Origin of the sequence: Streptomyces sp. CB02009, assembly GCF_001905825.1 — a bacterium.
Classification (GTDB): domain Bacteria; phylum Actinomycetota; class Actinomycetes; order Streptomycetales; family Streptomycetaceae; genus Streptomyces.
Window position 1 is genome coordinate 433,784 of the sequence record NZ_LIVV01000004.1, and the last position, 26,104, is coordinate 459,887.

General features: G+C 69.7%; 22 protein-coding genes. 10 read left to right on the forward strand and 12 right to left on the reverse strand.

Translation table 11 applies throughout. From position 1 onward, the window contains the following. Positions 1 to 116 precede the first annotated feature (116 nt). Complete coding sequence (dnaN, locus tag AMK27_RS18300; protein WP_015034855.1) at positions 117 to 1,247, reverse strand: DNA polymerase III subunit beta; 1,131 nt, start codon at positions 1,245 to 1,247, stop codon at positions 117 to 119. Positions 1,248 to 2,303: 1,056 nt separating this feature from the next. Next, complete coding sequence (dnaA, locus tag AMK27_RS18310; protein WP_073908706.1) at positions 2,304 to 4,094, reverse strand: chromosomal replication initiator protein DnaA; 1,791 nt, start codon at positions 4,092 to 4,094, stop codon at positions 2,304 to 2,306. 396 nt (positions 4,095 to 4,490) lie between these two features. Here dnaA and rpmH point away from each other — a divergent pair, with 396 nt between their 5' ends. The 9 genes from rpmH (at position 4,491) to AMK27_RS18355 (ending at position 11,230) form a co-directional block, all read left to right on the forward strand. Then, complete coding sequence (rpmH, locus tag AMK27_RS18315) at positions 4,491 to 4,628, forward strand: 50S ribosomal protein L34 (protein WP_030205020.1); 138 nt, start codon at positions 4,491 to 4,493, stop codon at positions 4,626 to 4,628. 20 nt (positions 4,629 to 4,648) lie between these two features. Then, positions 4,649 to 5,020, forward strand: a complete 372-nt coding sequence (gene rnpA / locus AMK27_RS18320; protein ID WP_073908709.1) for a ribonuclease P protein component — start codon at positions 4,649 to 4,651, stop codon at positions 5,018 to 5,020. Further along, on the forward strand, positions 5,017 to 5,343 hold the full coding sequence (yidD, locus tag AMK27_RS18325; RefSeq protein WP_073908712.1) for a membrane protein insertion efficiency factor YidD: 327 nt from the start codon (positions 5,017 to 5,019) through the stop codon (positions 5,341 to 5,343). Before rnpA ends, yidD begins: the two co-directional genes overlap by 4 nt. 3 nt (positions 5,344 to 5,346) lie before the next feature. Further along, positions 5,347 to 6,672: a membrane protein insertase YidC gene (gene yidC, locus AMK27_RS18330; protein ID WP_073908715.1), complete on the forward strand. Its 1,326-nt coding sequence runs from the start codon at positions 5,347 to 5,349 to the stop codon at positions 6,670 to 6,672. A gap of 29 nt (positions 6,673 to 6,701) precedes the next feature. Further along, positions 6,702 to 7,211: a Jag family protein gene (locus AMK27_RS18335; protein WP_030321234.1), complete on the forward strand. Its 510-nt coding sequence runs from the start codon at positions 6,702 to 6,704 to the stop codon at positions 7,209 to 7,211. A gap of 118 nt (positions 7,212 to 7,329) precedes the next feature. Next, entirely contained in the window at positions 7,330 to 8,046 is a 717-nt protein-coding gene (gene rsmG, locus AMK27_RS18340; RefSeq protein WP_073908718.1) for a 16S rRNA (guanine(527)-N(7))-methyltransferase RsmG, read from the forward strand. A 236-nt stretch (positions 8,047 to 8,282) separates the two neighbouring features. Further along, positions 8,283 to 9,359 (forward strand): ParA family protein, encoded by a 1,077-nt coding sequence (locus AMK27_RS18345; protein WP_073908721.1) that lies wholly within the window; start codon positions 8,283 to 8,285, stop codon positions 9,357 to 9,359. Beyond that, positions 9,356 to 10,453, forward strand: coding sequence for a ParB/RepB/Spo0J family partition protein (locus AMK27_RS18350; protein WP_073908724.1), 1,098 nt, complete (start codon positions 9,356 to 9,358; stop codon positions 10,451 to 10,453). Before AMK27_RS18345 ends, AMK27_RS18350 begins: the two co-directional genes overlap by 4 nt. A gap of 159 nt (positions 10,454 to 10,612) precedes the next feature. Next, positions 10,613 to 11,230: a GNAT family N-acetyltransferase gene (locus tag AMK27_RS18355; RefSeq protein WP_073908727.1), complete on the forward strand. Its 618-nt coding sequence runs from the start codon at positions 10,613 to 10,615 to the stop codon at positions 11,228 to 11,230. Between the two features lie 111 nt (positions 11,231 to 11,341). On the opposite strand, the gene trxA is transcribed toward AMK27_RS18355, so the two are convergent. From trxA to AMK27_RS18390, 7 genes are all read right to left on the reverse strand, one after another. After that, positions 11,342 to 11,674, reverse strand: coding sequence for a thioredoxin (trxA, locus tag AMK27_RS18360; protein WP_030321223.1), 333 nt, complete (start codon positions 11,672 to 11,674; stop codon positions 11,342 to 11,344). Positions 11,675 to 11,730: 56 nt separating this feature from the next. Further along, entirely contained in the window at positions 11,731 to 12,696 is a 966-nt protein-coding gene (trxB, locus tag AMK27_RS18365; RefSeq protein WP_073908730.1) for a thioredoxin-disulfide reductase, read from the reverse strand. Positions 12,697 to 12,835: 139 nt separating this feature from the next. Continuing rightward, positions 12,836 to 13,798 (reverse strand): zf-HC2 domain-containing protein, encoded by a 963-nt coding sequence (locus AMK27_RS18370; protein WP_073908733.1) that lies wholly within the window; start codon positions 13,796 to 13,798, stop codon positions 12,836 to 12,838. Further along, on the reverse strand, positions 13,795 to 14,499 hold the full coding sequence (sigM, locus tag AMK27_RS18375; protein WP_252121804.1) for an RNA polymerase sigma factor SigM: 705 nt from the start codon (positions 14,497 to 14,499) through the stop codon (positions 13,795 to 13,797). The genes AMK27_RS18370 and sigM overlap by 4 nt, the downstream gene beginning before the upstream one ends. 25 nt (positions 14,500 to 14,524) lie before the next feature. Continuing rightward, complete coding sequence (locus AMK27_RS18380) at positions 14,525 to 16,213, reverse strand: protein kinase family protein (protein ID WP_073908736.1); 1,689 nt, start codon at positions 16,211 to 16,213, stop codon at positions 14,525 to 14,527. 119 nt (positions 16,214 to 16,332) lie between these two features. Further along, positions 16,333 to 18,600, reverse strand: a complete 2,268-nt coding sequence (gene murJ / locus AMK27_RS18385) for a murein biosynthesis integral membrane protein MurJ (RefSeq protein ID WP_073908739.1) — start codon at positions 18,598 to 18,600, stop codon at positions 16,333 to 16,335. A gap of 45 nt (positions 18,601 to 18,645) precedes the next feature. Then, the gene (locus AMK27_RS18390) at positions 18,646 to 21,051 is read right to left on the reverse strand and encodes a DUF6049 family protein (protein ID WP_073908742.1); all 2,406 of its coding nucleotides are present in this window, start codon (positions 21,049 to 21,051) and stop codon (positions 18,646 to 18,648) included. A gap of 211 nt (positions 21,052 to 21,262) precedes the next feature. Here AMK27_RS18390 and AMK27_RS18395 point away from each other — a divergent pair, with 211 nt between their 5' ends. Beyond that, complete coding sequence (locus AMK27_RS18395) at positions 21,263 to 22,729, forward strand: CCA tRNA nucleotidyltransferase (RefSeq protein ID WP_073908745.1); 1,467 nt, start codon at positions 21,263 to 21,265, stop codon at positions 22,727 to 22,729. 81 nt (positions 22,730 to 22,810) lie between these two features. Here the strand turns inward: AMK27_RS18395 and AMK27_RS18400 are convergent, their stop codons facing one another. The 3 genes from AMK27_RS18400 to AMK27_RS18410 form a co-directional block, all read right to left on the reverse strand. Further along, positions 22,811 to 24,073, reverse strand: coding sequence for an MFS transporter (locus tag AMK27_RS18400; RefSeq protein WP_073908748.1), 1,263 nt, complete (start codon positions 24,071 to 24,073; stop codon positions 22,811 to 22,813). A gap of 74 nt (positions 24,074 to 24,147) precedes the next feature. After that, the gene (locus AMK27_RS18405; protein ID WP_073908753.1) at positions 24,148 to 25,230 is read right to left on the reverse strand and encodes an inositol-3-phosphate synthase; all 1,083 of its coding nucleotides are present in this window, start codon (positions 25,228 to 25,230) and stop codon (positions 24,148 to 24,150) included. 48 nt (positions 25,231 to 25,278) lie between these two features. Next, the gene (locus tag AMK27_RS18410) at positions 25,279 to 25,959 is read right to left on the reverse strand and encodes a PadR family transcriptional regulator (protein WP_073908758.1); all 681 of its coding nucleotides are present in this window, start codon (positions 25,957 to 25,959) and stop codon (positions 25,279 to 25,281) included. Positions 25,960 to 26,104: the final 145 nt, after the last annotated feature.

Genomic DNA, 26,104 nt, shown 5'->3' on the forward strand with positions numbered 1-26,104 from the left:
GATTCCTTAAGCGTCGTGTGCGGTTTACCCGGATCCGAGCCTACGCCCGGACCCGGGTGCACACCTGTGGGGTCAGCCGCTCAGGCGATTCCCCGCAGTGACCGGCTTCCGCGGGGTCAGCCGCTGAGGCGCACCGGCATGATCAGGTACTTGTACGCCTCGTCCGCCTCGGCGTCCAGGGCGGGCTTGCCGCTCAGCAGGGCCGGCTTGGTGGAGGTCGTGAAGGAGAGCTGGGCGACCGGGGAGTCGATCGCGCTCAGACCGTCCAGCAGGAAGGTCGGGTTGAAGGCGATCGAGATGTCGTCGCCCTCGAGCTGCGCGTCGACGCGCTCCACAGCCTGTGCGTCGTCGCTGGAGCCGGCCTCCAGGATCAGCACGCCCTGCTCGAAGCTCAGCCGGACCGGGGTGTTGCGCTCGGCCACCAGGGCCACGCGCTTGACGGCCTCGACGAACGGGGCGGTCTCGATCACCGCGACCGAGTTGAACTCGGTGGGGAAGAGCGTCCGGTACTTCGGCAGGTCGCCCTCGAGGAGGCGGGTGGTGGTGCGGCGGCCCGCGCCCTCGAAGCCGATGAGGCCCTCGCCCTTGCCGGAGCCCGAGAGCGCCAGGGTGACCGTGTCGCCGCTCGTGAGCGCCTTGGCGGTGTCCAGGAGGGTCTTCGCGGGCACCAGGGCGACCGCGGAGGCGTCCGGGGACTCCGGCTTCCACAGGAACTCGCGGACCGCGAAGCGGTAGCGGTCGGTGGAGGCCAGGGTGACCGTGTCGCCCTCGATCTCGATGCGCACACCGGTGAGCACGGGCAGCGTGTCGTCGCGGCCGGCGGCGATGGCCACCTGTGCGGCGGCGGAGGCGAAGACCTCACCGGGGACGGTGCCGGTCGCGGTGGGCATCTCCGGCAGCGCCGGGTACTCCTCCACAGGCAGGGTGTGGAGGGTGAAGCGGGAGGAGCCGCAGACCACGGTCGCCCGTACACCGTCTGTGGAGATCTCCACCGGCCGGTTGGGGAGAGCGCGGCAGATGTCGGCGAGCAGTCGGCCGGAGACGAGGACGGTGCCGTCCTCCTCGACCTCGGCCTCGACGGAGACGCGGGCCGAGACCTCGTAGTCGAAGCTCGAGAAGCTCAGCGCGCCGTCCTCGGCCTTCAGCAGAAGGCCCGCGAGGACGGGGGCCGGCGGACGGGCCGGGAGGCTGCGGGCCACCCAGGCCACCGCCTCGGCAAGTACGTCGCGCTCCACCCGGATCTTCACCGGAACCGCCTCCTGCTTGTTGCTGGCTCTTCGTCGACTGCGGGAACCAGTCTGACGTACGCCGCCGACACTCGGTGCTGCTCGGGGTCAAGTCGCGACGAGAGCGCGTCGGAGCTCCGGCGCCGAGTTGTGCACAGGCCCCACTTCGAAGCGGATTCCTAGCTAACTCTAAGTGGGAGTAGTAGTAGGGCCTGTGGAAACGGTGGATAACGTCGTTTTCGCAGGTCAAGCCCGGTTTTTTGTCCACTGTGCCTGTGGGTGGAGTCGGTGGACAACTGGGGTTCTCTGTGGACACCCGAAAGTTCTGCACACCCGATACACAGGCCATGGGGAGTTCTCCCCAGCGCTGTCCCCAGCTTTCCCCAGGTTCCCCACAGCCCAAACGTCTCCCTTGGTGTGACGGCTTTCACTCGGCCCAGTGAGCGGGGGTGTTTCGTTGCCGAACAGTGGACAGGGGTGTGGAGAAGCTGTGGGCAACGGACCCCTCCCTGTGGGCAGCCGGTGGACAACCTTCGGGAGCCCCTGTGGACGAAAGTTCTGTCCACAGCCTGTGGAGATCTTTTACCAACAATTCCACAGGGGCCTGACCTGGGGTGATGATCTGTCAACAGTCCGGCCTGTGGACACAATCCGGATAACTCGACAGTCCCCACCCTGTGGACGGGAGATCATCCCGCAATCTGTGGAGAACCCGCCACCGGAACGGAGTAATCGAACAGCCCGTCCCCCGGAAGGGGTCCCGGGCGGCGGCCGCGGGCGCTCCCGGAGGGATCAGGAGTGGCTCCGGAAGGCGTTTTCGGCGTCCCCGGAGCGCCCGGGAAGACGTCCGGAGGGCCCTGTGGACGGCCTTACGACGGCTCCAGGAGCACTCCGCGCGTCGTCCCGGGCCGTGTCGCGCGTCGTCCCGGGCCGTGCCGAGGGGCACCCCGGGCCATGCCGCGGCGCGCCCCGGGGAACGCGGACGGGCGCCTCGGGGAATGCCGAAGGGCGCCCCGGGAAGTGTCCCTGGGCGCCCTTCGGGGGCCTGCGTGGCCGGCCCCGCGCGGGCCGGGCCGGTCAGCCGTTCTTGATGCGGTTGGTGAGCTCGGTGACCTGGTTGTAGATGGAGCGCCGCTCCGCCATCAGCGCGCGGATCTTGCGGTCCGCGTGCATCACCGTCGTGTGGTCGCGGCCGCCGAACTGCGCGCCGATCTTCGGCAGCGACAGATCCGTGAGCTCCCGGCACAGATACATGGCGATCTGCCGGGCCGTCACCAGCACGCGGCTGCGCGAGGATCCGCAGAGGTCCTCCACCGTCAGACCGAAGTAGTCGGCGGTGGCCGCCATGATGGCCGGCGCCGTGATCTCCGGCGAGGAGTCCTCGCCGCCCGGGATCAGGTCCTTGAGGACGATCTCGGTGAGCCCGAGGTCCACCGGCTGCCGGTTGAGGCTCGCGAAGGCCGTCACCCGGATCAGCGCGCCCTCCAGCTCACGGATGTTCCGCGAGATCCGGGACGCGATGAACTCCAGTACCTCCGGCGGGGCGTTGAGCTGCTCCTGCACCGCCTTCTTGCGGAGGATCGCGATACGCGTCTCCAGCTCCGGCGGCTGCACGTCGGTGGTGAGGCCCCACTCGAAGCGGTTGCGGAGCCGGTCCTCCAGGGTCACCAGCTGCTTGGGCGGCCGGTCCGAGGAGAGCACGATCTGCTTGTTCGCGTTGTGGAGGGTGTTGAAGGTGTGGAAGAACTCCTCCTGCGTCGACTCCTTGCTCGCGAGGAACTGGATGTCGTCGACGAGCAGGATGTCCACGTCGCGGTAGCGCTTGCGGAAGGCGTCGCCCTTGCCGTCGCGGATCGAGTTGATGAACTCGTTCGTGAACTCCTCCGAGCTCACGTACCGCACGCGGGTGCCCGGGTAGAGGCTCCGCGCGTAGTGCCCGATCGCGTGCAGCAGATGGGTCTTGCCGAGGCCCGACTCCCCGTAGATGAAGAGCGGGTTGTACGCCTTCGCCGGCGCCTCGGCCACGGCGACCGCGGCCGCGTGCGCGAAGCGGTTCGAGGAACCGATGACGAAGGTGTCGAAGAGGTACTTGGGGTTCAGCCGCGCGTGCTGCTCACCGGGCGCGCCGGAGCCCTGCGCGGAGGAGGAGCCGTGGCCGCCGACCTGACCGCCGCCCCCCGGACCGCCGCCGACCGGGCCGCCGGGCCTGGGCCCGGGACGGACGCCGTGGTTCTGCGGGTCGGGCAGCTCGGCCCGCTCGGGCCGCTGCTGCTCGTAGCCCCGCGGCGGCTCGTCGTACCGCGGCCGGGACTGCTCGGGGCCGGTCGGGCCGGTGTACGGAGCCCGCTCCTGGTAGCCGCCCAGCCGGGGCTGCTGCCAGGACAGGTCCTCCTGGGTGCGCGGCCAGGCGCCGGGGTCCGGGCGCTGCTGCCCGTAGTCCGGGTAGGCCGGGCGGGCGGTGGGCAGCCCGTCGTCGGGCATCGGCCGGTGGCCGTAGCCGCCGTCGTACTTCTCGTACGGCTCGGGCTGCTGGCGCTCGTCGTAGCGCGGCTGCTGCGACTGAGGGAGCGGAGGCGCCGGCGGGGTCGGCTCGCCGACGGAGTCGTCGACGGTGATCGCGATCCGGATCGGCCGGCCGCACTCACGGCTGAGGGTCTCGCTGATCAGCGGGGCGAGCCGGCCTTCGAGGACGCGCTTGCCCCACTCGTTGGGTACGGCGAGGAGCGCCGTGTCGGCGACCAGGGCAAGGGGCTGGCAGCGCTCGATCCACTGCTTGTCCTTGGGCTCGATTCCCTGCTGGCCCTCTGCGAGGAGATGCTCGAGGACGCGTGGCCACACTGCGGCAAGATCAGCAGGTACGTCAGCCACAGGGCACGCTTTCTCGCAGGTCCCACGATGGTGTGGTTCTCGGGGGACGGTGGGTCGATGTCCGTGAGGACAGATCCGTGAGGACAGGTAAGGACAGAACGGAAAAGATTGTGGAGTCCAACCACGGTAGTCGCGGCGGCTGAGGTGGTTCAAGTTGTTGTCCACAGCCTGTGCACAATGGGAGGTGGCGACAGGTCGGTTTGACCGGATGGCGTAGCCGCGCGTACCGTGACCAGGTCGAGTTGTCGATGGCTGCTGCCGCCTGCCTCCGATGGGCAAAGATCACGGTTTGTGAACGTGTAGCGGTGCACTCGGGCGTATTGCGAGCTACTCGTGGGCGCACGGTGACAGCCAGGCGATGTCCCGCCATCTACGAATCATTTCTGGAGCCCCCGAGTGAGCAAGCGCACCTTCCAGCCGAACAACCGTCGTCGCGCCAAGACCCACGGCTTCCGCCTGCGGATGCGTACGCGTGCCGGCCGAGCCATCCTTGCGAACCGTCGTTCCAAGGGTCGCTCTGAGCTGTCCGCCTGATCTGCTTAACAGGTCATGACGTGCTGCCTACCGAGAATCGGCTGAGGCGGCGCGAGGACTTCGCAACCGCGGTACGCCGAGGTCGCCGGGCCGGTCGCCCGCTCCTCGTCGTCCACCTACGCAGCGGTGCAACGAACCCGCACGCGCCTGGGGAGAGCGCTCCCCCGGCACGTGCGGGTTTCGTCGTGAGCAAGGCCGTGGGCGGTGCGGTCGTACGCAACCAAGTGAAGCGACGTCTGCGCCACCTCGTCCGCGACCGGCTCACCGAGCTGCCCCCCGGTAGCCTGGTGGTCGTACGGGCGTTGCCCGGAGCCGGCGACGCCGAACACGCACAGCTGTCCCGAGACCTGGACGCCGCTCTTCAGCGGCTGCTGGGAGGGGGCGCGCGATGAAGTACCCGCTGCTGGCTCTCATCAAGCTGTACCAGTGGACGATCAGCCCGCTTCTCGGGCCCGTCTGCCGGTACTACCCGTCGTGTTCCCACTACGGATTCACGGCCATCGACCGGCATGGCGCGATCAAGGGCACAGCCCTGACCGCCTGGCGCATCCTGCGGTGCAACCCGTGGTCGCCCGGCGGCGTGGACCATGTCCCCCCGCGTAAGCGCCCGCGCTGGCACGAAATGCTGAGGAACGCGCTGCGCGGCGACAAGGGCGGGTCCTCCGCCGAGACGAGCCCGGCCGCAGAGACCTCGCCCAATGCTCAAGGAGCCTGATTAGTGGACACGATTGCCAGTCTGTTCAGCTTCATCACCACACCTGTCTCATGGGTGATCGTCCAGTTCCACAAGGTGTACGGGGCGATCTTCGGCCCTGACACGGGCTGGGCCTGGGGCCTTTCCATCGTGTCCCTCGTGGTGCTGATCCGTATCTGTCTGATCCCGCTGTTCGTCAAGCAGATCAAGTCGACGCGGAACATGCAGGCGCTCCAGCCGAAGATGAAGGCGATCCAGGAGCGCTACAAGAGCGACAAGCAGCGTCAGTCCGAAGAGATGATGAAGCTGTACAAGGAGACGGGTACCAACCCGCTCTCCTCGTGCCTTCCCATCCTGGCGCAGTCGCCGTTCTTCTTCGCCCTGTACCACGTGCTCTCCAGCATCGCCTCGGGCAAGACCATCGGCGTCATCGACGACCAGCTGCTCGCCAGCGCCCGTCAGGCCCACATCTTCGGTGCCCCGCTGGCGTCGAAGTTCACCGACTCCGCCGCCGAGGTCGCCGCGCTCGACGCCTCGCTGGTCTCGGTCCGCATCGTCACCGCGGTCATGATCGTCATGATGTCGGCCTCGCAGTTCTTCACCCAGCGCCAGCTGATGATGAAGAACGTCGACCTCTCGGTGAAGACCCCGTACATGCAGCAGCAGAAGATGCTCATGTACATCTTCCCGGTGATCTTCGCCGTCATGGGCATCAACTTCCCCGTCGGTGTCCTCGTCTACTGGCTGACCACCAACGTGTGGACCATGGGCCAGCAGATGTACGTGATCAACCAGAACCCGACCCCGGGCAGCAAGGCGCAGGACTCCTACCTGCAGCGTCTGCTGAAGAGCATCACGCAGCACGGAGAGGTCCGCGGCCGCCGTCGCAAGGCCATCGTCAAGGTGATCGTCGCCAAGAGCACCAGCGACCGGAACGAGAACGAGCGCCGCTTCTTCTCGGGCCTCACCAAGGCCGGCTTCGTCGCTCAGGCCGACGGCACCGTGATCAAGGGCGACACCGTCGAGGCCGAGGCCGAGGGCGGCGCCGCCGCCAAGCGCCAGCAGCCCAAGCGCCAGAGCAAGGCCCAGCGCCAGGCCGCCGCCCAGCACGCCCTTGTGAAGGACGGCGAGGAGGCGTCCGAGCCGGCCGCCGAAGAGGCGCCGACCACCTCGCTCGAGAAGAAGCCCCAGGGTTCGGCCACGGCCGCCGCCAAGGAAGAGCCGAAGGGCGAGGCGCAGGGCGACAAGCCCGGGCGTCCCCGTGCCAACTCCGGAGGGTCCCGCCAGCAGGGCAAGTCCGGCCAGCGCAAGGGCCAGCAGCGGCCCAAGCACCCGTCCTCCAAGAAGTAAGCCTCGCCGAAGCAAGAAGGAGTCCATCCGTGACGGAAGGCACCACCTCCGCCGCCGCCGAGGGTGGCGACACCCTGACCCGCCTGGAGCAGGAGGGTGAGATCGCGGCCGACTACCTCGAGGGTCTGCTCGACATCGCCGATCTCGACGGCGACATCGACATGGACGTCGAGGCGGACCGGGCCGCGGTCTCGATCATCAGCGACTCGGCTCGTGAGCTGCAGAAGCTCGTGGGCCGCGACGGCGAGGTCCTGGAGGCGCTCCAGGAGCTGACCCGGCTGGCCGTGCACCGTGAGACCGGTGACCGCAGCCGTCTGATGCTCGACATCGCCGGATTCCGCGCCAAGAAGCGTGCCGAGCTCGCCGAGCTGGGCGCCAAGGCCGCGGGAGAGGTCAAGTCCACCGGCCAGCCGGTCAAGCTGGACCCGATGACGCCGTTCGAGCGCAAGGTCGTGCACGACGCGATCGCCGCCGCCGGTCTGCGGAGCGAGTCCGAGGGCGAGGAGCCGCAGCGCTTCGTCGTTGTCCTCCCGGCCTGAACCCTCACGTAGTGTCGGCCCCGTCTGTTCGCAGGCGGGGCCGATCTTTGTCAGCCTTGATAGTCAGCCACCACAGTGCGCCCGCACCCGATGCGTGCGGTACGGAAGGACGGTTCCCGTGACGGAGGAAGCGGAGCTCCCCGAGGCTCCGGAGCAGGCGCGGACAGTCTTCGGTGAGTACTTCCCGGAAGCCGTTCGGTACGCGGAGCTCCTCGCGGACGCGGGTGTGAAGCGCGGTCTGATCGGCCCGCGCGAGGTCCCGCGGCTCTGGGAGCGGCACCTGCTGAACTGCGCCGTCCTCTCCGAGGTCGTCCCCGAGGGCGTCACCGTCTGCGATGTGGGCTCGGGCGCAGGGCTTCCCGGTATCCCCCTGGCGCTCGTCAGGCCCGACCTGAAGATCACGCTCCTGGAGCCGCTTCTCCGCCGGACGAACTTCCTTCAGGAGGTCGTCGAGCTGCTCGGCCTCGACCATGTGACCGTGGTCCGCGGGCGCGCGGAGGAGATGCTCGGCAAGATCACCCCTGTGCATGTGGTGACGGCCCGCGCGGTGGCGCCGCTCGATCGGCTGGCCGGCTGGGGAGTTCCCCTGCTTCGTCCGTACGGGGAGATGCTGGCGCTCAAGGGCGACACCGCGGAGGAGGAGATCACCGGGGCTCGCGCGGCGCTCTCCCGTCTTGGCGTGGTGGCGACCTCCGTGCTGCAGGTGGGCGAGGGAATCGTCGATCCGCTGTCCACGGTCGTCCGGGTGGAGGTCGGCGAGAGCCCGGGTGGTGTGCGGTTCGCCGCCAAGCGCGCCAAGGCCGCTCGGACGAGCAAGACCCGCCGACGCCGCTGAGCGTCGCATTCGTACCATTTCGGAGTGTCGAACGGTCCCGGCCGGGCAGCAGGGGCATGGTGTTTCACGTGAAACATCGCTCACTGCTGCAGGGGATCATCAGTCGCGGTCGCGCGGCTGCCACGCCCCGGGACCGTAGATCCCGCGTGAACCCACCCGCAAGGGTTACGGAGATGTCCACAGAGGTGGATTCACCCACAGAACCACCGGCCTCGCTGGTTCACGACCCCGAAAGCATGGCAGGCTCTCCCCATCGCGAGCCTGAAGCCGAGGAGAGTGAATCCTTGCGGTCCGACGCCAACATCGCGGGACCGATGACCGATCCGGTCCCCGGTCCCCGAACCGAATCGGTGGGGGAGGATGTTTCACGTGAAACACCGCCCCCGATGGACGACACCCCCATTGGTCGTGCTGCCCAGCTGGCAGTAGAGGCGCTGGGTCGTGCCGGTGAGGGACTTCCCCGCCCGGCGCAGACTCGCGTGATGGTGGTCGCCAATCAGAAGGGCGGCGTGGGCAAGACGACCACGACGGTCAACCTTGCCGCGTCCCTCGCCCTGCACGGGGCCCGGGTCCTGGTCATCGACCTCGACCCGCAGGGCAACGCCTCCACGGCCCTCGGTATCGACCACCACGCCGAGGTCCCCTCGATCTACGACGTTCTCGTGGACAGCAGGCCGCTCTCCGAAGTCGTGCAGCCGGTCATGGATGTCGAGGGCCTGTTCTGCGCCCCCGCGACCATCGACCTCGCCGGCGCGGAGATCGAGCTGGTGTCGCTCGTGGCCCGGGAGAGCCGCCTGCAGCGGGCGATCCAGGCCTACGAGCAGCCGCTCGACTACATCCTGATCGACTGCCCGCCCTCGCTCGGTCTCCTCACGGTCAACGCCATGGTGGCCGGAGCCGAGGTGCTGATCCCGATCCAGTGCGAGTACTACGCACTGGAGGGACTCGGCCAGCTCCTGCGGAACGTCGACCTGGTCCGGGGGCACCTCAACCCGGCGCTCCACGTCTCGACGATCCTGCTCACCATGTACGACGGCCGGACGAGGCTCGCCTCCCAGGTCGCCGACGAGGTGCGCACCCACTTCGCCGAGGAGGTGCTGCGGACCAGCATTCCGAGGTCCGTCCGCATCTCGGAGGCACCGAGCTACGGGCAGACGGTCCTCACCTACGACCCGGGCTCCAGCGGTGCCCTGTCGTATCTCGAAGCGGCTCGTGAGATCGCCCTGCGGGGGGCCGCCGTGCACTACGACCCGCAGCACGCCCATCTCGGGCACCAGAACCACCAGCGCAGCATGTCGGAGGGGATCCAGTGAGTGAGCGACGTAGGGGATTGGGGCGTGGGCTCGGTGCGCTGATCCCGGCTGCTCCCCAGGAACGGCAGTCGCCGTCGAGCGGTGTGGGTGTGGCCGCGCCGGGTGTGGCGGCCCCCGCCATGCCCTCGGGCCGGGGGGTGGCGGCCGCGAAGCTGGCGTCCCTTCCGCAGAGCGCGCAGTCTCCGGAGTCGGCTCCGTCGTGGAACGACGCCGAGCCGGTGGTCCGGCCCGAGCCTCCGGCGGGCGCCTACTTCACCGAGCTTCCGCTCGACTCCATCGTTCCCAACCGGCACCAGCCGCGTGAGGTCTTCGACGAGGACGCCCTGGCGGAGCTCGTCGTCTCCATCAAGGAGGTCGGCCTCCTCCAGCCCGTGGTCGTGCGCAAGACCGAGGGCGAGGGCTATGAGCTGGTCATGGGCGAGCGGCGGCTCCGGGCGTCCAAGGAAGCGGGTCTTGAGCGCATCCCGGCGATCGTCCGGGACACCGACGACGAGAAGATGCTCCTGGACGCGCTCCTGGAGAACCTCCACCGCGCCCAGCTGAACGCGATCGAAGAGGCCCACGCCTACGAGCAGCTGCTCAAGGACTTCGGCTGCACCCACGACCAGCTCGCCGAGCGGATCGGGCGCTCCCGCCCGCAGATCTCCAACACGCTGCGCCTGCTGCGTCTCTCCCCGCCGGTGCAGCGCCGGGTCGCCGCCGGAGTGCTCTCGGCCGGCCACGCGCGGGCGCTGCTCGGTGTCGAGGACCCGGAGGCCCAGGACAAGCTGGCGTACCGGATCGTCTCCGAGGGCCTCTCGGTGCGGACCGTCGAGGAGATGGTGAGCCTCATGGGCTCCGAGGAGCCCGGCGACGCGGTCAAGCCGACGAAGCCGCGTGCCGGTGGCCGGGTCTCGCCCGCGCTCACGGACCTCGCCTCCCGTCTGTCGGACCGCTTCGAGACCCGGGTGAAGGTCGACCTCGGTCAGAAGAAGGGAAAGATCGTCGTCGAGTTCGCCTCGGTGGAGGATCTGGACCGGATCCTGGCGACCCTGGCTCCCGGCGAGGGGCGGGTCATGGACCAGAAGAACGACGAGAAGGGGGCGGAGGGCTGACGCCTTCCGCTGTCCAGGGCCGCTGAGGGCGGGCCGTGCTCCGGTTTCACCGGAACGCGGTCCGCCCTTTGCCTGTGAGCGGTGTCGTCCCGATCAGCCGATCGATACGATTCCAGGAGGCGTATCCGTGCTCGATCGCGAGGGAAGTGAGGCGCGGCCGTGGGGCGTCGGCTCGTACCGCTCACACTGGATAACCTTCCGGATCTGCCCAAGCGGTGTCGCTCCTGCGTCTTCTGGGAGCTCGACCCGGTCAGCGGAGAAGCCGCGGTGAAGGCCGGGCGTTCGGAGCCGGAGAAGGAGGCCTGGATCTCGGGGGTTCTCCTGGAGTGGGGCTCCTGCGGCCGGGTGGTCTATGTCGACGAAGTGCCGGTCGGCTATGTCCTCTACGCTCCCCCGGCCTATGTGCCGCGTTCCACCGCCTTCCCCACGAGCCCTGTGGCGGCCGATGCCGCGCAGTTGATGACGGCCTGGATCATGCCGGGCTACCAGGGGCAGGGGCTCGGCCGGATGGTCGTACAGACCGTGGCCAAGGATCTGCTGCGGAGGGGCTTCAAGGCCATCGAGGCGTTCGGGGACGCCCGGTGGAAGGAGCCGGCGTGCGTGCTGCCGGCCGATCATCTGCTGGCGGTGGGCTTCAAGACGGTGCGGCCGCATCCGGCCTTCCCCAGGCTGCGGCTGGAACTCCGGACGACGCTTTCCTGGAAGGAGGACGTCGAGATGGCGCTCGACCGGCTCCTCGGCGCGGTCCAGAAGGAGCCCGTCCTGCGTCCTCTGTAGCGCCGGGACACGAGAACGGCCCGCCCCCGATCGGGGGCGGGCCGTCTCTGTTTCACGTGAAACGCTGCCGCTGTTTCACGTGAAACCGTGAAACAGCGGCAGGGGGAGGCGTCAGGCCTTGGTCGGCTCGACGAAGCCTTCGAGGTCACGCAGGATGGCGGCCTTCGGCTTGGCACCGACGATCGTCTTCACGACCTCGCCGCCCTGGTAGACGTTCAGCGTCGGGATGGACATGACGCCGTACTTGGCAGCCGTGGCCGGGTTCTGGTCGATGTTGAGCTTCACGATCTCGATCTCGCCGTGCTCGGCGGCGATGGCCTCGAGCGACGGGGCGATCTGGCGGCACGGGCCGCACCACTCGGCCCAGAAGTCCACCAGGACAGGCTTGTCGCTCTTGAGGACGTCCTCTTCGAAGGAAGCGTCGGTCACAGTCTTCAGGGCCACAGCGGCCTCCTTGTTCTCGCGGGGTGTGGGGTGGTGTGGGGTGAGGAGAGACGGGGTCAGACCGCGGGGGTCTCGGCCAGCTTCTCGCTGTCGGCGAGGGCGGCCAGGAAGCGCTCGGCGTCCAGCGCGGCGGAGCAGCCGGTGCCGGCGGCCGTGATGGCCTGACGGTAGGTGTGGTCGACGACGTCGCCGGCGGCGAAGACACCCGTGAGGTTGGTGCGCGTCGACGGTGCGGCGACCTTGAGGTAGCCCTCCTCGTCGAGGTCCAGCTGGCCCTTGAAGAGCTCGGTCCGGGGGTCGTGGCCCACGGCGATGAAGAGGCCGGTGACGGGCAGCTGGCGGGTCTCGCCGGTCTTCGTGTCGCGCAGGGTCAGTCCGCTGAGCTTCTGCTCACCGTGGATCTCGGTGACCTCGCTGTCCCAGGCGAAGGAGATCTTCGGGTCGGCGAAGGCACGCTCCTGCATGGCCTTCGAGGCACGGAGGGTGTCCCGGCGGTGGACGATGGTGACCGTCTTGGCGAAGCGCGAGAGGAAGGTGGCCTCCTCGATCGCGGTGTCGCCGCCGCCGACGACGGCGATGTCCTGGTCCTTGAAGAAGAACCCGTCGCAGGTGGCGCACCAGGAGACACCGCGGCCGGAGAGAGCGTCCTCGTTCGGGAGGCCGAGCTTGCGGTGCTGCGAGCCGGTGGTGACGATGACGGCCTTGGCGCGGTGCACCGTGCCGACGGTGTCGGTGACGGTCTTGATGTCACCCGACAGGTCCACGGAGATGATGTCGTCGGGGACGAGCTCAGCGCCGAAGCGCTCGGCCTGGGCCCTCATGTTGTCCATCAGGTCCGGGCCCATGATGCCGTCGCGGAAGCCGGGGAAGTTCTCGACCTCGGTCGTGTTCATGAGCGCGCCACCCGCGGTGACGGCACCTTCGAAGACCAGGGGGTTCAGCGACGCTCGGGCGGTGTAGAGCGCAGCGGTGTAACCCGCGGGCCCGGAGCCGATAATGATCACGTTACGGACGTCGCTCACGGGTTTCTTCCTCGTCTCTGCAGACTGGCACTGCCTACGGGGGCGGTTGTCTCGGTCACTCTCACCCCACCCAACGGATCCTAAGGGGCGTACATTCCCGAAACCGCCGCGCGGCACCGCCGGCGGACGCAGAGAGAGGTCAGGAGCGGGGGTACGTCCCGCTGAACAGCAGATCGGCGTCCGTGCTTCCGCTCCCGCTGCTCTGCTCCGCGCACGTGGCGTCGACCACATAGGCCTGGACCCGGCTGCTGTCCGCGGGATCGGTGAGCACCAGCAGATAGGCGGACTTCCCCTGGTATTCGCCCTGCTCGTGCGTGAGGACCGCGTCGGACCGGCCCGTGCCGGCGAGCACGCAGCCGGGGACGGCGGTGTCCCTGTTCCGCTGGGGAGCCCTGCTCTCGGTCTCGGCGGACATCGATTCCGGTCCGATTCCACGAGGTGTCCCGGTGGACCGGTCCTCGGTCAGGAGCGCGTGGACCCGGTCCTCGACCGGGGAGCCGGAGAAGGGGCTCACGGCCGCCCCGGCGACCGTGTCGGCCTTCTTGGTGTCGCCCGCCTCACCGCCGGCGGTGAGATTGCCCGCCTGGCTGAGATAGAGGCTCGTGGCGAGGACCACGGCGCCGAAGGCGGCGCCGAGCGTCGAGAGCAGGGCGATACGACGGCGGCGGGGTTTCCCTGCCCGCCCGGGGCCGGTGGCGGCGCCGGAGCGCCCGGCAGGCCGGTTCGCGCCGCGGCCTGCGGAGCGGTCTGCGGCCCGCGCGGAGGAGTCCGCGGGAGCCGCTGCGGCGGGGACGGGCGATGTTTCACGTGAAACGGGGGCGTCGCCCTTCTGCGTCGTGGCGTTGAGAAGAGCCTCGGCGGCGAGAGCGGCGTCGATCCGTCCGGCGATCTCCGCGGGCATGCGGGGCGGCCCGGGCAGCGTGCCGAGCAGCCCCCGGATCTCGTCCAGGGAGGTGCGTACGTCCGCGCAGAGGGGGCATCCGTCCAGGTGTCGGCGGACGGCGGCCGAGCGGCTCGGTGAGAGGAGCCCCTCGGTCAGATCGGAGATCTCCGAGACGTCCGGGTGCTGTGTGGTGTTGGCCCTGCCGGCCGTGGAAGTCACGTGCGCCCACCTCCGCCCTTCACAGCAGCTGGATCAGTCGGTCCGGTGTCCGTCGGCCCCGGCACCGGTGGGACGGATGTCCCCGGCGTCCGGTTCCTTCCCCCATCAGGGGCTTCGTTACCCACGGTGTCGACGCGCAGATGAGTGACCATCGGAAGCAGCCGTGCCCGCCCGCGCGCGCAGCGGCTCTTCACCGTGCCGGTGGGAACGCCGAGGATACGGGCCGCCTCCGCGACCGGATATCCCTGCATGTCGACCAGGACGAGGGCGGCGCGCTGATCGGCGGGGATCGAACCCAGGGCGGCGAGGACCTCGCGGTGGACGTCGTGCCGCTCCACGGGGGCCTCGGCGGACTCGTGGGGTTCGAGGAGCTGCTCGAAGCGGTCGTTGTCGTCGACCGGAGAGGTCTTGCGTGAGGCCGCCTTGCGGAGGCGGTCGAGGCAGGCGTTCACCGTGATGCGGTGGAGCCACGTCGTGACGGCCGACTGGCCGCGGAAGGTGTGGGCGGCCCGGAAGGCGGACAACAGGGCGTCCTGGACGGCGTCAGCGGCCTCCTCGCGGTCTCCCAGGGTGCGCAGGGCCACCGCCCAGAGCCGGTCGCGGTGGCGCCGTACGAGCTCACCGAAGGCGTCGGGATCGCCGGCGACATGGCGAGCCAGGAGTTCCTGGTCGTCCGTGGCGTCGTCTATCGGTCGGTCCAACGGTGAGCCCCCTCCCCTGCGGTCGTCAGCCCATGATCTTTACTTCGCTCAGCTTGCCCCGGTAGCCGCCGTCGTTGGAGGGCAGTTCCGTCAGCCACACGAGAACGTAGCGGGTCGTGACGGGCTTGGTGAGCTTCAGGGCGACCTCGCTGCCCTGTCCCTTCGCCTGGGTGGTGTACGAATCCGGCTGGGACGGCTGCGACGTCGCGTCGGACGGTGCCGTACGCAGCTCCACCGACGTGTCGCCGACGAACGACAGGTCGACCTCGCTGATGCTCTGCGCCTTGCCCAGGTCGAGCACGAGGCCCACGCCGGTCTTCAGATTGGCGAAGCCGAGGCCGCGGTAGTTCTCGGTGTACCAGTACGTGCTGGGATCGCCGTCGAAGGCGAGGTCTATGGCCTGGGGCTTCTCCGAGCCGTTGCCCAGCGGGTCGAAGTCCTGGGCCGACTCGATGGTGACCGGCTTGAGCGGGGCGGGCTTCTCGTCGGCGGTCGCCGCAGGTGCCGGGGTCTCCTTCTGCGGGGAGTCCGGAGCGAGGAGCCGGTCCGCGATCTGCCAGCTGCCGAGGCCGAGCGCGGCGATCAGGAGGGCCGAGACGGCCCACTTCAGGGCCCTGCCCGTGCGGCTCTGCAGCGGAGGCGGCGGGATGACCACCGGCTGGGTGGTCGTCGGACGCGGCTGAGGACGCCCGTACGTGCCCTGCTGGTACGTCGTGCGCTGGTACTCGGGCGGGGCGGTGAACTCGGGCTCCGGGGGCTTCACACGGGGCATGGCGGCCACGGCCTTGGCCAGCTCGTCCGGAGTGGTGCAGGGCGGCTCCTGGCGCGATGCGGTGGCCCCGTCGTTGGCCAGGGCGCGCATGGCGATCTCGGAGAGACCCCGGTGGACACCGGCGCGGACCTGGTCGGGCGGGAGCAGGCCGACGCCCTTGGGCAGGCCGGAGAGACCGTAGGCGTCGCTGTCGTACGGCCAGCGCTGGGTGAGCGCGGCGTACAGGAGCGCGCCGATGGCCTCGGTGTCGTTGCGCTGCGGACGTTCGGCGGTGATGCCGCGCAGGGCGGCGTTCACGGCCAGGCCGCGGATCCGGTACTGGCCGGTGGAGCTGCGCAGGACGGCGCTCGGCGTGAGCCGGAGATGGGCGAGGCCTTCGCGGTGGGCGGCGGCCATGGCCTGGGAGACCTGGCTGACGAGCTGGTAGGCGTCGTGGGGCTCCAGGGGACCGGCTGCGAGCAGCGTGGTCAGCTCGGTGGAGTCGGGCAGCCACTCGTGCACCACGTACACGAGGTCGTTCTCCTCGACGGCGTCGAGGACCTGCACGAAGCGGGGGTCGCCGAGGAGGGCCGAGGAGCGGGCCGCGGCCAGGACCGACCGGGCCCGGGGGTGGTCGGCGGGCAGCAGGTGGACACCGACGGCACGCCTCAGTTTCTCGTCGACGGCCCGCCAGCTGCTGAAGCCGTCCAGACGGGTGACGCACTCCTCCAGCCGGTAGCGCCGGGCCAGTTTGTGGCCGCTGTGCAGCTCCGGAGCCGTGAGGGAGGGCTGTTCGCCGCTCTGTCGTTCGACCGCCTTCTTGTCCGTGGCCTCGGCGGGCTGTTCCGCCGTCTTCCTCTTGTCCGCCACCCCGTCGGTCGCGGCCGTGTCCGCCTTGGCGGTCAGCGGGTCGTTTCCGCTGTTGTCGGCCACGTCGACGGCAGCCGTGCTACGTTCCGCCACCGTCGTTCCCTGCCTCCCCATCCGTTGCGCCACATCCAACAGCCAAGCCAATTGTGCCCACAGTCGGACGCTATGCACGACACGCGGTTCCCCCCGATGGTTGTGCGGGAGCTGAAGACTCAGCGTCCCAGGCGTCCGCGCACCATTCCCACCAGGGTGTTCAGCTCCGCGATCCGCATGCGCTTGGCCGCGACGAAGAAGACTCCGAGGAGCACCGCTCCACCGACGACCAGGGCGACGAGCGAGCCCAACGCCCCCTCGCCGAGGAGCTTCAGCAGGCCGAAGCCGACGGCGCCGGAGACAATGGCAGCGGGCACGGAGGCCATGCACAGACGGGCGTAGGTCCGCAGGACGTGGGTGCCGTCCAGGTCGCCCCCCAGCCGCTTGCTGAGGCGGCGCCAGGCGATGCCGACACCGACGGCGTACGCGAGGCCGTACGAGGCGGCCATGCCGACGACGGCCCACTGGGCGGGCAGGACGACGTAACAGATCGCGGAGGCGGCCGCGTTGACGGCGGCGACGATGACCGTGTTGTAGAAGGGCGTCCGGGTGTCCTCGTAGGCGTAGAAGCCGCGGAGCACGACGTACTGGACGGAGTAGGGGATCAGGCCGAGGCCGAAGGCCATCAGGATGAAGCCCATGCCCTGGGCCGCCTCGACGCCGCTGGAGGCGTAGAGCAGGGTGCACATCGGGACGCCGAGCGCCAGGAAGGCGAAGGAGACCGGGACGATCGCGACGGCCGAGTTGCGCAGTCCCTGCGAGATGTCGTCCCGGACGGCGCCCGGGTCGTTGTCGTGGGCGGCGCGGGAGATCCGCGGCAGCAGCGCGGCCATGACGGAGACCGTGATGATGGCCTGCGGCATGCCCCAGATCAGCTGGGCGTTGGAATAGGCGAGGAAGCCCGCGCCGTTCTTGCCGGACGCCTCACCGGCCGCCGTGGCGAGCTGGGTGACGACCAGGACGCCGGCCTGGTTGGCGAGGACGAAGAGCACGGTCCACTTGGCCAGCTTGACCGTCTTGCCGAGCCCGTGGCCCTTCCAGTCGAAGCGGGGCCGGAAGCGGAAGCCGGTCTCCCGGAGGTACGGGATCATCGCCAGGGCCTGGACGACGAGTCCGAGCAGGGTGCCGATGCCGAGCAGGCGGATGCCGTCGTCGGGGATGGTCTGCACACCCATGTGGGACTCGGCGGAGGTGCCGTAGACCCAGATGAACAGGCCGAAGGTGACGATCATGACGATGTTGTTGAGGACCGGGGTCCACATCATCGCGCCGAACTTGCCGCGGGCGTTGAGGATCTGACCCATCACCACGTGCACGCCCATGAAGAAGATCGTGGGCAGGCAGTAGCGGGCGAAGGTCACGGCCACGCTGTTGGCGGCGGCGTCGTCGGCGATGGTGTTCGACATCAGCCGGATGAGCAGCGGCGCCGCCAAGACGGCCAGGACCACGATCGCGCCGAGCGCCACCATCACGAGGGTGAGCAGCCGGTTGGCGTAGGCCTCGCCGCCGTCCTCGTCGTTCTTCATCGAGCGGACGAGCTGCGGGACGAAGACCGAGTTGAGGCCGCCGCCGACGGTGAGGATGTAGATCATCGTCGGCAGGGTGTAGGCGATGGTGAAGGTGTCACCGAGCAGGGCGGCGCCGAGCGCACCGGTGATCACCAGGCTGCGGACGAAGCCGGTCAGCCGGGAGACCAGGGTGCCGGCGGCCATCACCGCGCTCGACTTGAGCAGCCCCGAGGCGCGGCCGGACTTCTTGGGGGCGGGCGCGGGCATGGGATCCGGCTCCGGGGCGGGCGGGGGCACCTGGCCGGGCGTCTGCTGGTCCCGGTAGAGGTGCGCGAAGGCGTCCGGCTCGGGTTCCTCCTCGCCGGCCCGGGTCACCAGGTCGTCGACGCCGGTGAACTGGACGGTGCGCGCGTCGTCGCCGTACGGGAGGTGGCGGGAGGGGCCCTCGGGCTCCGGAGCGGGCGTCTGGGCCCACACCCGGGGGTCGGGAGCGTGGTGGGGTGCGGCGGGCTGCTGGTAGAGCGGCTGCGGCTCCGGGTACGTGCCGGGCGGGGGCGGCGGGTGCGCGGCGCGGTCGTAGAGCGCCTCGGTCACCGGGTCCTGCGCGGACAGGTCCTGGGCCCGGTACGGGTCGTGGGTGAAGGCGTCCTGGACGTAGGGGTCCTGGGCGTACGGGTTCTGCTGGTACGCGCCCTGCGCGTAGCCGTCCTGCGGGTAGCCGTCCGGCGTGTAGGGGGCGTGCCCCTGGGGGCCGGGGGCACCGGGTGGCAGGGGCGGCACCGGCTGCTGGCCGGAGCCGGGGGGCGCCGCGGGCGTCCCACCGGACGGCGGCGTGCCGCCCGCGCCCTGGCCGCGGTCACCGTCGTACGGCGCGTTCATGGTTACCCCACCTCATCGTCCCCGGCCGACCGGCCACGGCATCGCTCAACGGTCCACTTTCTCACCCGTGCCCGACGGGTCGCCGCTTTCGGGCCCGGTGTCCGGTGTCAGGTCACTCGGCTGCTCGGGTTCGTCCGTTTCGGGCTCCTCCGAAGCGGCTTCCGGCTCCCGCGGCGTGTCCGCCCCGGGTTCCGCCTCGCGGGCCGCCCTGGATTCCGGCTGCGGCTCCGTCTCCTCCGGGGCGGTGTCCGCCTTGGCCTCGGCCTCGGCGTTCCGCGCGGCCACCCGCTTGCGCTGGCTGTACATCCGTACGCCGGCCAGGACGAGGAGGAGGACGCCGCCGGCGATCACCAGCATCACCGTGGCGGTGATCTCGGAGACCTTCACGGTGAACGTCATCGGCTGCCCGTAGGGCGTGCCGTCCTCGGTGTAGAGCTGCGCCGTCATCGGCACCTGGCCGTTGACGTTGGCGGAGGCGGAGAACTTCACCGACTGGCTGTGGCCGCCGCTGATCTTCACGGGCAGTTCTTTGTACCGCTCGCCGCTCAGGTTGAGGCGGTTCTTGCTGCCGGAGGTGAGCCGCAGTACGAGATGCACGTCCTGCAGCAGCTTGTTCTGGACGGTCACGGGGATCGTCGCGCTGCGGCCGGAGAGCGTGAGGTCGGACTTGTCGACCAGCTGCACCCCCTCGGTGAGGGTCTGCAGGTACTCCAGGACGTTGATCCGGTAGAGCGCGGCGGCCCGTGCCTGTCCGCGCCACGAGGTCGACATCTCGCGGTTGATCGCGTTGGTGAAGGGGGGCACGACGCGGTACTGGGCGGTGAGGATGACCTTGAAGTCGTCCAGCTCGTCGCGCGTGGTCTTCATGTCCCGGAAGGCCTGGACCGGAAGCTCACGGTCGCGCAGCTTCTTCGGGTACCGGGAGCCGGCGGGCACCGCGGTGGAGGCGTCGGGGTCCGGCTTGGCCGCGGCGGCCGCCAGGAGGTCGCTGGGCTGGCTCCAGCGCTTGGCGGAGAGCCCGCGCAGGGCGGTCGCCATGGTCTGCGCCTGCGCGACGGTCGGCACCCGCTGCGGGGCGACCACGACGCTGCGCTGGTCCTCCGGCTGCTCCAGGGTGATCGCCAGGGACTGGGCGAGGAACTCCTGGACCGCGAGCGTCGAGTTCTCCGTCCGGACCATGTCCCCGTCGAAGGCCGTGGACAGGAGCGCGTCGCTCACCACCGCGGTCGTGCCGTTGCTGAAGGGGCGGGCCGCGGTGGGCGTGTACGGGAGGTCGTCGCGGACGCTGTCGCTGCGGGCGATCACCTTGTCGGCACCGGCCGAGGTCGCCACCGCCACGATGGACGGATCGACGGCCCCGTCGACGGGCCAGGCGAAGTCGGTGGCGGGCTGGACGTGGAGGATCGTCTCGACCGTCGTCCCGGCGAGGGCGGTCGCCGACTGGAGGTGCCCCAGCGAGCCGGGGACGTCCTTGCCGCGGTGGGCGAGGGAGGCGAGATCGGGGTCGGCGAAGGGCAGGGCCACCACCTTGTGCCCCTGGACGGCCTTCTCCAGCGAGTCCAGCCACCGCTCGGCGAGGGCCTGGTGCTTCCCGGGGACGTGCAGGGTGCCGTCCTTGACGCGGTAGCCGTTCGCCATGGCGTCGACGGAGGCCAGGAGATCCGGGTCGACCACCCAGGTGACCGGGAGGTCCTTGCCCAGGGAGACGAGCTCGTCGAGCCGCCCGCCCGGCTTCAGCTCGGCCGCCAGGGCGTCGTCCTCGAACACCGGGGTCTGCTGGTCGTCGGTGGCCGTCTCGGCCGACACATGGGCCGAGGAGATCAGCGGCCAGAGGTAGGTGAGCTGGGTCCTCTTCTCGGTGGCCTCGGGCTGGTACGGGACGAAGGTCCGCTCGATGCCGAGCACCCGGTCGTAGCGGTGATCCGAGGTCTGCCCGCTGAGCGAGACGCCCAGCTGGTAGACCCCCGCCTCGTCGAATCCGAGGTCGGAGACCGGGACGGAGAAGGAGAAGTCCGCGCTGAGGCCCGGGTTCAGCCGGGGGATCTTGACCTCGGGAGCGTCGTCGAGGGGTGCGGGGTCGCTGTAGGGCCGGTAGCCGGTGCGCCCCGCCACCTGCTCGATCTCGCTGCGGCTGGTCATCTGCGGTCCGACGCGCAGATCCACGGTCGCGTCGGTCACCGCCTTCTTGCCCCGGTTGGTCACCGTGCCGGTGAGGGTGACCGTGTCCCCCTCGACGGGCGCGCTGGGCGCCAGCGTGTCGAGAGACACATCGACGGTCTTCGAGACGGCGGCGTCCTCGGCCGCGGCGGCCGCGGGGGCCGGGGCGGCCGTGGCCGGGGCCTGGAGGAGGCCGGCCAGGAGCGGTGCCCCGAAGGCGACGGTGATCGTGCGCCGCAGCCATCGGCGGGCAGGTGAGGGACCGGTCCCCTGGATGTCTGCCGCCTCGGCCACGCGTTCGCCCGTCCTCGTCGTTGTCTCTGGTGTCAGTGGGGTGGGTGGTTCCCGGTTGCTGTGTCCAGGCATGGTAACGAGGCACGCTGGGAGCAAGTGCCGGGGACTGCTCCAGGCGATCTTCGACCGGTCCCGTCCGACGGCTCCCGGTGCGCCGGCCGCGGGAAAACGAGGACGTCGGCGCGGGCCGGGGCACGTACCCTTTTCTGTTGTGCCGAACGCCAACGAAGACACCCCGACTGCACTGAGCCAGGTGCAACGCCGCGCGGTCAGTGAACTGCTCCGTGTGTCCCCTGTCGCCGACGACCTCGCCCGCCGCTTCCAGGATGCCGGGTTCAGCCTCGCGCTGGTCGGTGGCTCGGTACGGGACGCGTTGCTCGGCCGGCTCGGCAACGACCTGGACTTCACCACCGACGCCCGCCCCGAGGACGTATTGAAGATCGTCCGGCCGTGGGCGGACGCGGTGTGGGAGGTCGGCATCGCCTTCGGGACCGTCGGCTGCCACAAGGAGGCCCGCGTCGGAGACGTCGATCAGACCTACCAGATCGAGGTCACCACGTACCGCTCGGAGGCGTACGACCGGACCTCGCGCAAGCCCGAGGTGTCCTACGGCGACTCCATCGACGACGATCTCGTCCGGCGCGACTTCACCGTCAACGCCATGGCCGTGGCACTCCCGGAGAAGGAGTTCATCGACCCGTACGGCGGCCTTGAAGACCTCGCCGCCCGGGTGCTGCGCACACCGGGTACGCCGGAGGCGTCCTTCTCCGACGACCCGCTGCGCATGATGCGGGCCGCGCGTTTCGCCGCTCAGCTCGACTTCGAGGTGGCCCCCGAGGTCGTCACGGCGATGAAGGAGATGTCCGGCCGGATCGAGATCGTCTCCGCCGAGCGGGTCCGTGACGAGCTCAACAAGCTGCTGCTCTCCTCCCACCCGAGGAAGGGCCTCGGCCTGCTCGTGGACACGGGTCTCGCCGACCATGTGCTCCCCGAGCTGCCGGCGCTGCGCCTGGAGAGCGACGAGCACCACCGTCACAAGGACGTCTACGAGCACTCGCTGACCGTGCTCGACCAGGCCATCGACCTGGAGGAGGACGGCCCCGACCTGGTGCTGCGCATCGCGGCCCTGCTCCACGACATCGGCAAGCCGCGCACCCGCCGCTTCGAGAAGGACGGCCGGGTCTCCTTCCACCACCACGAGGTGGTGGGCGCGAAGATGACCAAGAAGCGCATGACCGCGCTCAAGTACTCCAACGAGATGATCCGGGATGTCTCGCGGCTCGTGGAGCTGCACCTCCGCTTCCACGGCTACGGGACCGGAGAGTGGACCGACTCGGCCGTGCGCCGCTACGTCCGGGACGCCGGCCCGATGCTCTCGCGTCTGCACAAGCTGACCCGCTCGGACTGCACCACCCGCAACAAGCGCAAGGCGGGCGCGCTCTCCCGTGCCTACGACGGCTTGGAGGACCGCATCGCCCAGCTCCAGGAGCAGGAGGAGCTCGACGCGATCCGTCCCGACCTCGACGGCAACCAGATCCAGGAGACCCTGGGCATCGGTCCCGGTCCCGCCATCGGGCAGGCCTACAAGTTCCTGCTGGAGCTGCGCCTGGAGAACGGGCCGATGGAGCACGAGCAGGCCGTGGCCGCACTCAAGGAGTGGTGGGCCACGCAGGGCTGAGCACCGGCCGCGCGCGGCGATGTTTCACGTGAAACGTCGGCCCGCACGACAGCTGCGAGGGGTGATGTTTCACGTGAAACATCACCCCTCCGCCGTGCGTCGCCCGCGCAGGGCGAGAGCGATGCCCGCGTAGATCACGGCCACCAGCACGACCAGCAGCGCGGATCGGCCGTCGGGCGGCAGCATCAGCGCCGCGACCCCCGCCGCGGCCACGAAGGCCACGTTGAACAGCACGTCGTACAGCGCGAAGACCCGGCCTCGGAAGGCATCGTCCACGGAGGTCTGCACCACCGTGTCCGTCGCGATCTTGGATCCCTGGGTGGTGAGCCCGAGGACGAAGGCGGCGGCGAAGAAGGGCAGCGGGGCGAAGGTCAGGCCCAGCACCGGTTCGAGCACGGCTGCCGTCGCCGCGCACACCGTCATCCAGCCGAAGGGCCCGAGCCGTCCCACCGCCCACGGGGAGAGCAGGGCCGCCGCGAAGAATCCCGCGCCCGAGGTGCCGACGGCGATACCGAGGAGCCCGAGCCCCTCGGACTCCGTGGAGCTCCACTCGTAGCGGCAGAGCATGAGCACCGTGACGAGCAGGGCGCCGTAGCAGAAGCGCATGAGGCCCACCGCGACGAGCGCGCGGGCGGCCGGCCGTCGCTCCCCGAGGTGGCGCAGCCCCTCGCCCAGGCCGCGGGCCGTCGATGCCAGGGCGGAACGGAGCCGCTGCGGCACGAGGGCCGGATCGGGGCCCAGGAGCTCCCGGGACATCCGCAGCGAGGCGAGGGCGGCGCAGAGGTAGAGGAAGGCACCGAAGGCCACCACGGCGGCGTCGGACTTGTCGGCGATCAGCTGGATGCCGAACGCGAGCCCGCCGCCCGCAGTCGCGGCGAGGGTGCCGGCCGTGGGGGAGAGCGAGTTCGCCACGACGAGCCGTTCGTCGTCGACGACCCTCGGGAGCGAGGCCGAGAGCCCGGCGAGGACGAAGCGGTTGACGGCCGTGACGGAGAGCGCGGAGGCGTAGAAGAGCCAGTCGGGAACGGAGGCGAGGACGAGCACGGCCGTCCCGCCGGCGAGGACGGCCCGCAGCAGGTTGCCGTAGAGGAAGACCTGGCGGCGCTGCCAGCGGTCGAGGAGCACCCCCGCGAAGGGTCCGACGAGCGAGTACGGCAGCAGGAGGACCGCCATGGCGGAGGCGATCGCGGCGGGGGAGGTCTGCTTCTCGGGGGAGAACACGACGTACGTGGCGAGGGCCACCTGGTAGACGCCGTCGGCGCACTGGGAGAGCAGCCGGACGGCGAGCAGGCGGCGGAAGTTCGTCAGGCGCAGGAGTACGCGCAGATCACGTACGACGGACATGGGAGCAAGACTCACATACGAAGAGGGCCCCCGGGCAGTGGCGCGGGGACCCTCGATCGACAAGCGTGCGGAGCTTAGCGCTCGACCTCACCCTTGATGAACTTCTCGACGTTGGCCAGGGCCTCGTCGTCGAAGTACTGGACCGGCGGGCTCTTCATGAAGTAGCTCGACGCGGAGAGGATGGGGCCGCCGATGCCGCGGTCCTTGGCGATCTTCGCGGCGCGCAGGGCGTCGATGATGACACCCGCCGAGTTCGGGGAGTCCCACACCTCGAGCTTGTACTCGAGGTTCAGCGGGACGTCGCCGAAGGCGCGGCCCTCGAGGCGGACGTACGCCCACTTGCGGTCGTCCAGCCAGGCCACGTAGTCCGAGGGACCGATGTGGACGTTCTTCTCGCCCAGCTCGCGGTCGGGGATCTGCGAGGTGACGGCCTGCGTCTTCGAGATCTTCTTCGACTCGAGGCGGTCGCGCTCGAGCATGTTCTTGAAGTCCATGTTGCCGCCGACGTTGAGCTGCATGGTGCGCTCAAGACGGACACCGCGGTCCTCGAACAGCTTCGCCATCACGCGGTGCGTGATGGTCGCGCCGACCTGCGACTTGATGTCGTCGCCCACGATCGGGACGCCCGCCTCGGTGAACTTGTCGGCCCACTCCTTGGTGCCGGCGATGAAGACCGGAAGGGCGTTGACGAAGGCGACCTTGGCGTCGATGGCGCACTGCGCGTAGAACTTCGCGGCGTCCTCGGAACCCACCGGCAGGTAGCAGATGAGAACGTCGACCTCGCGGTCCTTGAGGATCTGGACGACGTCCACCGGCTCCTCGGCGGACTCCTCGATGGTCAGGCGGTAGTACTTGCCGAGACCGTCGAAGGTGTGGCCGCGCTGGACCGTGACGCCCTTGTTCGGGACGTCGCAGATCTTGATGGTGTTGTTCTCGCTGGCGCCGATGGCGTCCGAGAGGTCGAGGCCGACCTTCTTCGCGTCGACGTCGAAGGCCGCGACGAAGTCGATGTCACGGACGTGGTAGTCGCCGAACTGCACGTGCATCAGGCCGGGGACCTTGGCCGCCGGGTCGGCGTCCTTGTAGTACTCGACGCCCTGAACCAGCGAGGCGGCGCAGTTGCCCACGCCGACGATGGCTACGCGAACCGAACCCATTCCGGTTGCTCCCTGTGTGATCGTGGAAGCCCTGCTGTGCGCAGGGTTTCACTTGGCGGTGTCGTCGGACGGATCCGGCCGGGTACTGCCCCCGTGCCGGGGCAGGCCGCCCGTTTCTCCAGAATCGTTGTCGTGCAGAGCGGGGGCACCGGGGCCGGATCGCTGATCCCGCCCTGCCCGCTCGCTCTCGATGAGCTCGTTCAGCCAGCGCACTTCGCGCTCCACGGACTCCATACCGTGGCGCTGCAGCTCAAGCGTGTAGTCGTCGAGGCGCTCCCGGGTCCGGGCCAGGGAGGCGCGCATCTTCTCCAGGCGCTCCTCCAGCCGGCTGCGGCGGCCCTCCAGGACCCGCATCCGCACCTCGCGCTCGGTCTGCCCGAAGAAGGCGAAGCGTGCGGCGAAGTGCTCGTCCTCCCAGGCGTCCGGGCCGGTGTGGGACAGGAGCTCTTCGAAGTGCTCCTTCCCCGCGGCCGTCAACCGGTAGACGATCTTGGCTCGGCGTCCTGCGAGTGAAGCGGCCAGGGCCTCTTCGGGAGCGCTGCCCGGTTCCTCGATCAACCAGCCGTTAGCGACCAGCGTCTTGAGGCAGGGATACAGCGTTCCGTAGCTGAAGGCCCGGAAGACGCCCAGCGAGGTGTTGAGGCGCTTGCGCAGCTCGTACCCGTGCATCGGAGCCTCGCGCAGCAGGCCGAGGACGGCGAATTCGAGAATGCCGGAGCGTCTGCTCATCCGTCGCCTCCTCCTCCGCTTTCGGGGCCCTTATGCCGCGCTGATGTATCGACTCGATACATCAGCACGATAGAACGGCCCGGAGGTCCCGACAAGTGGACCCGCCGTGACCGGCGTCACATCGTCAATTCACAGCGTTCGACTT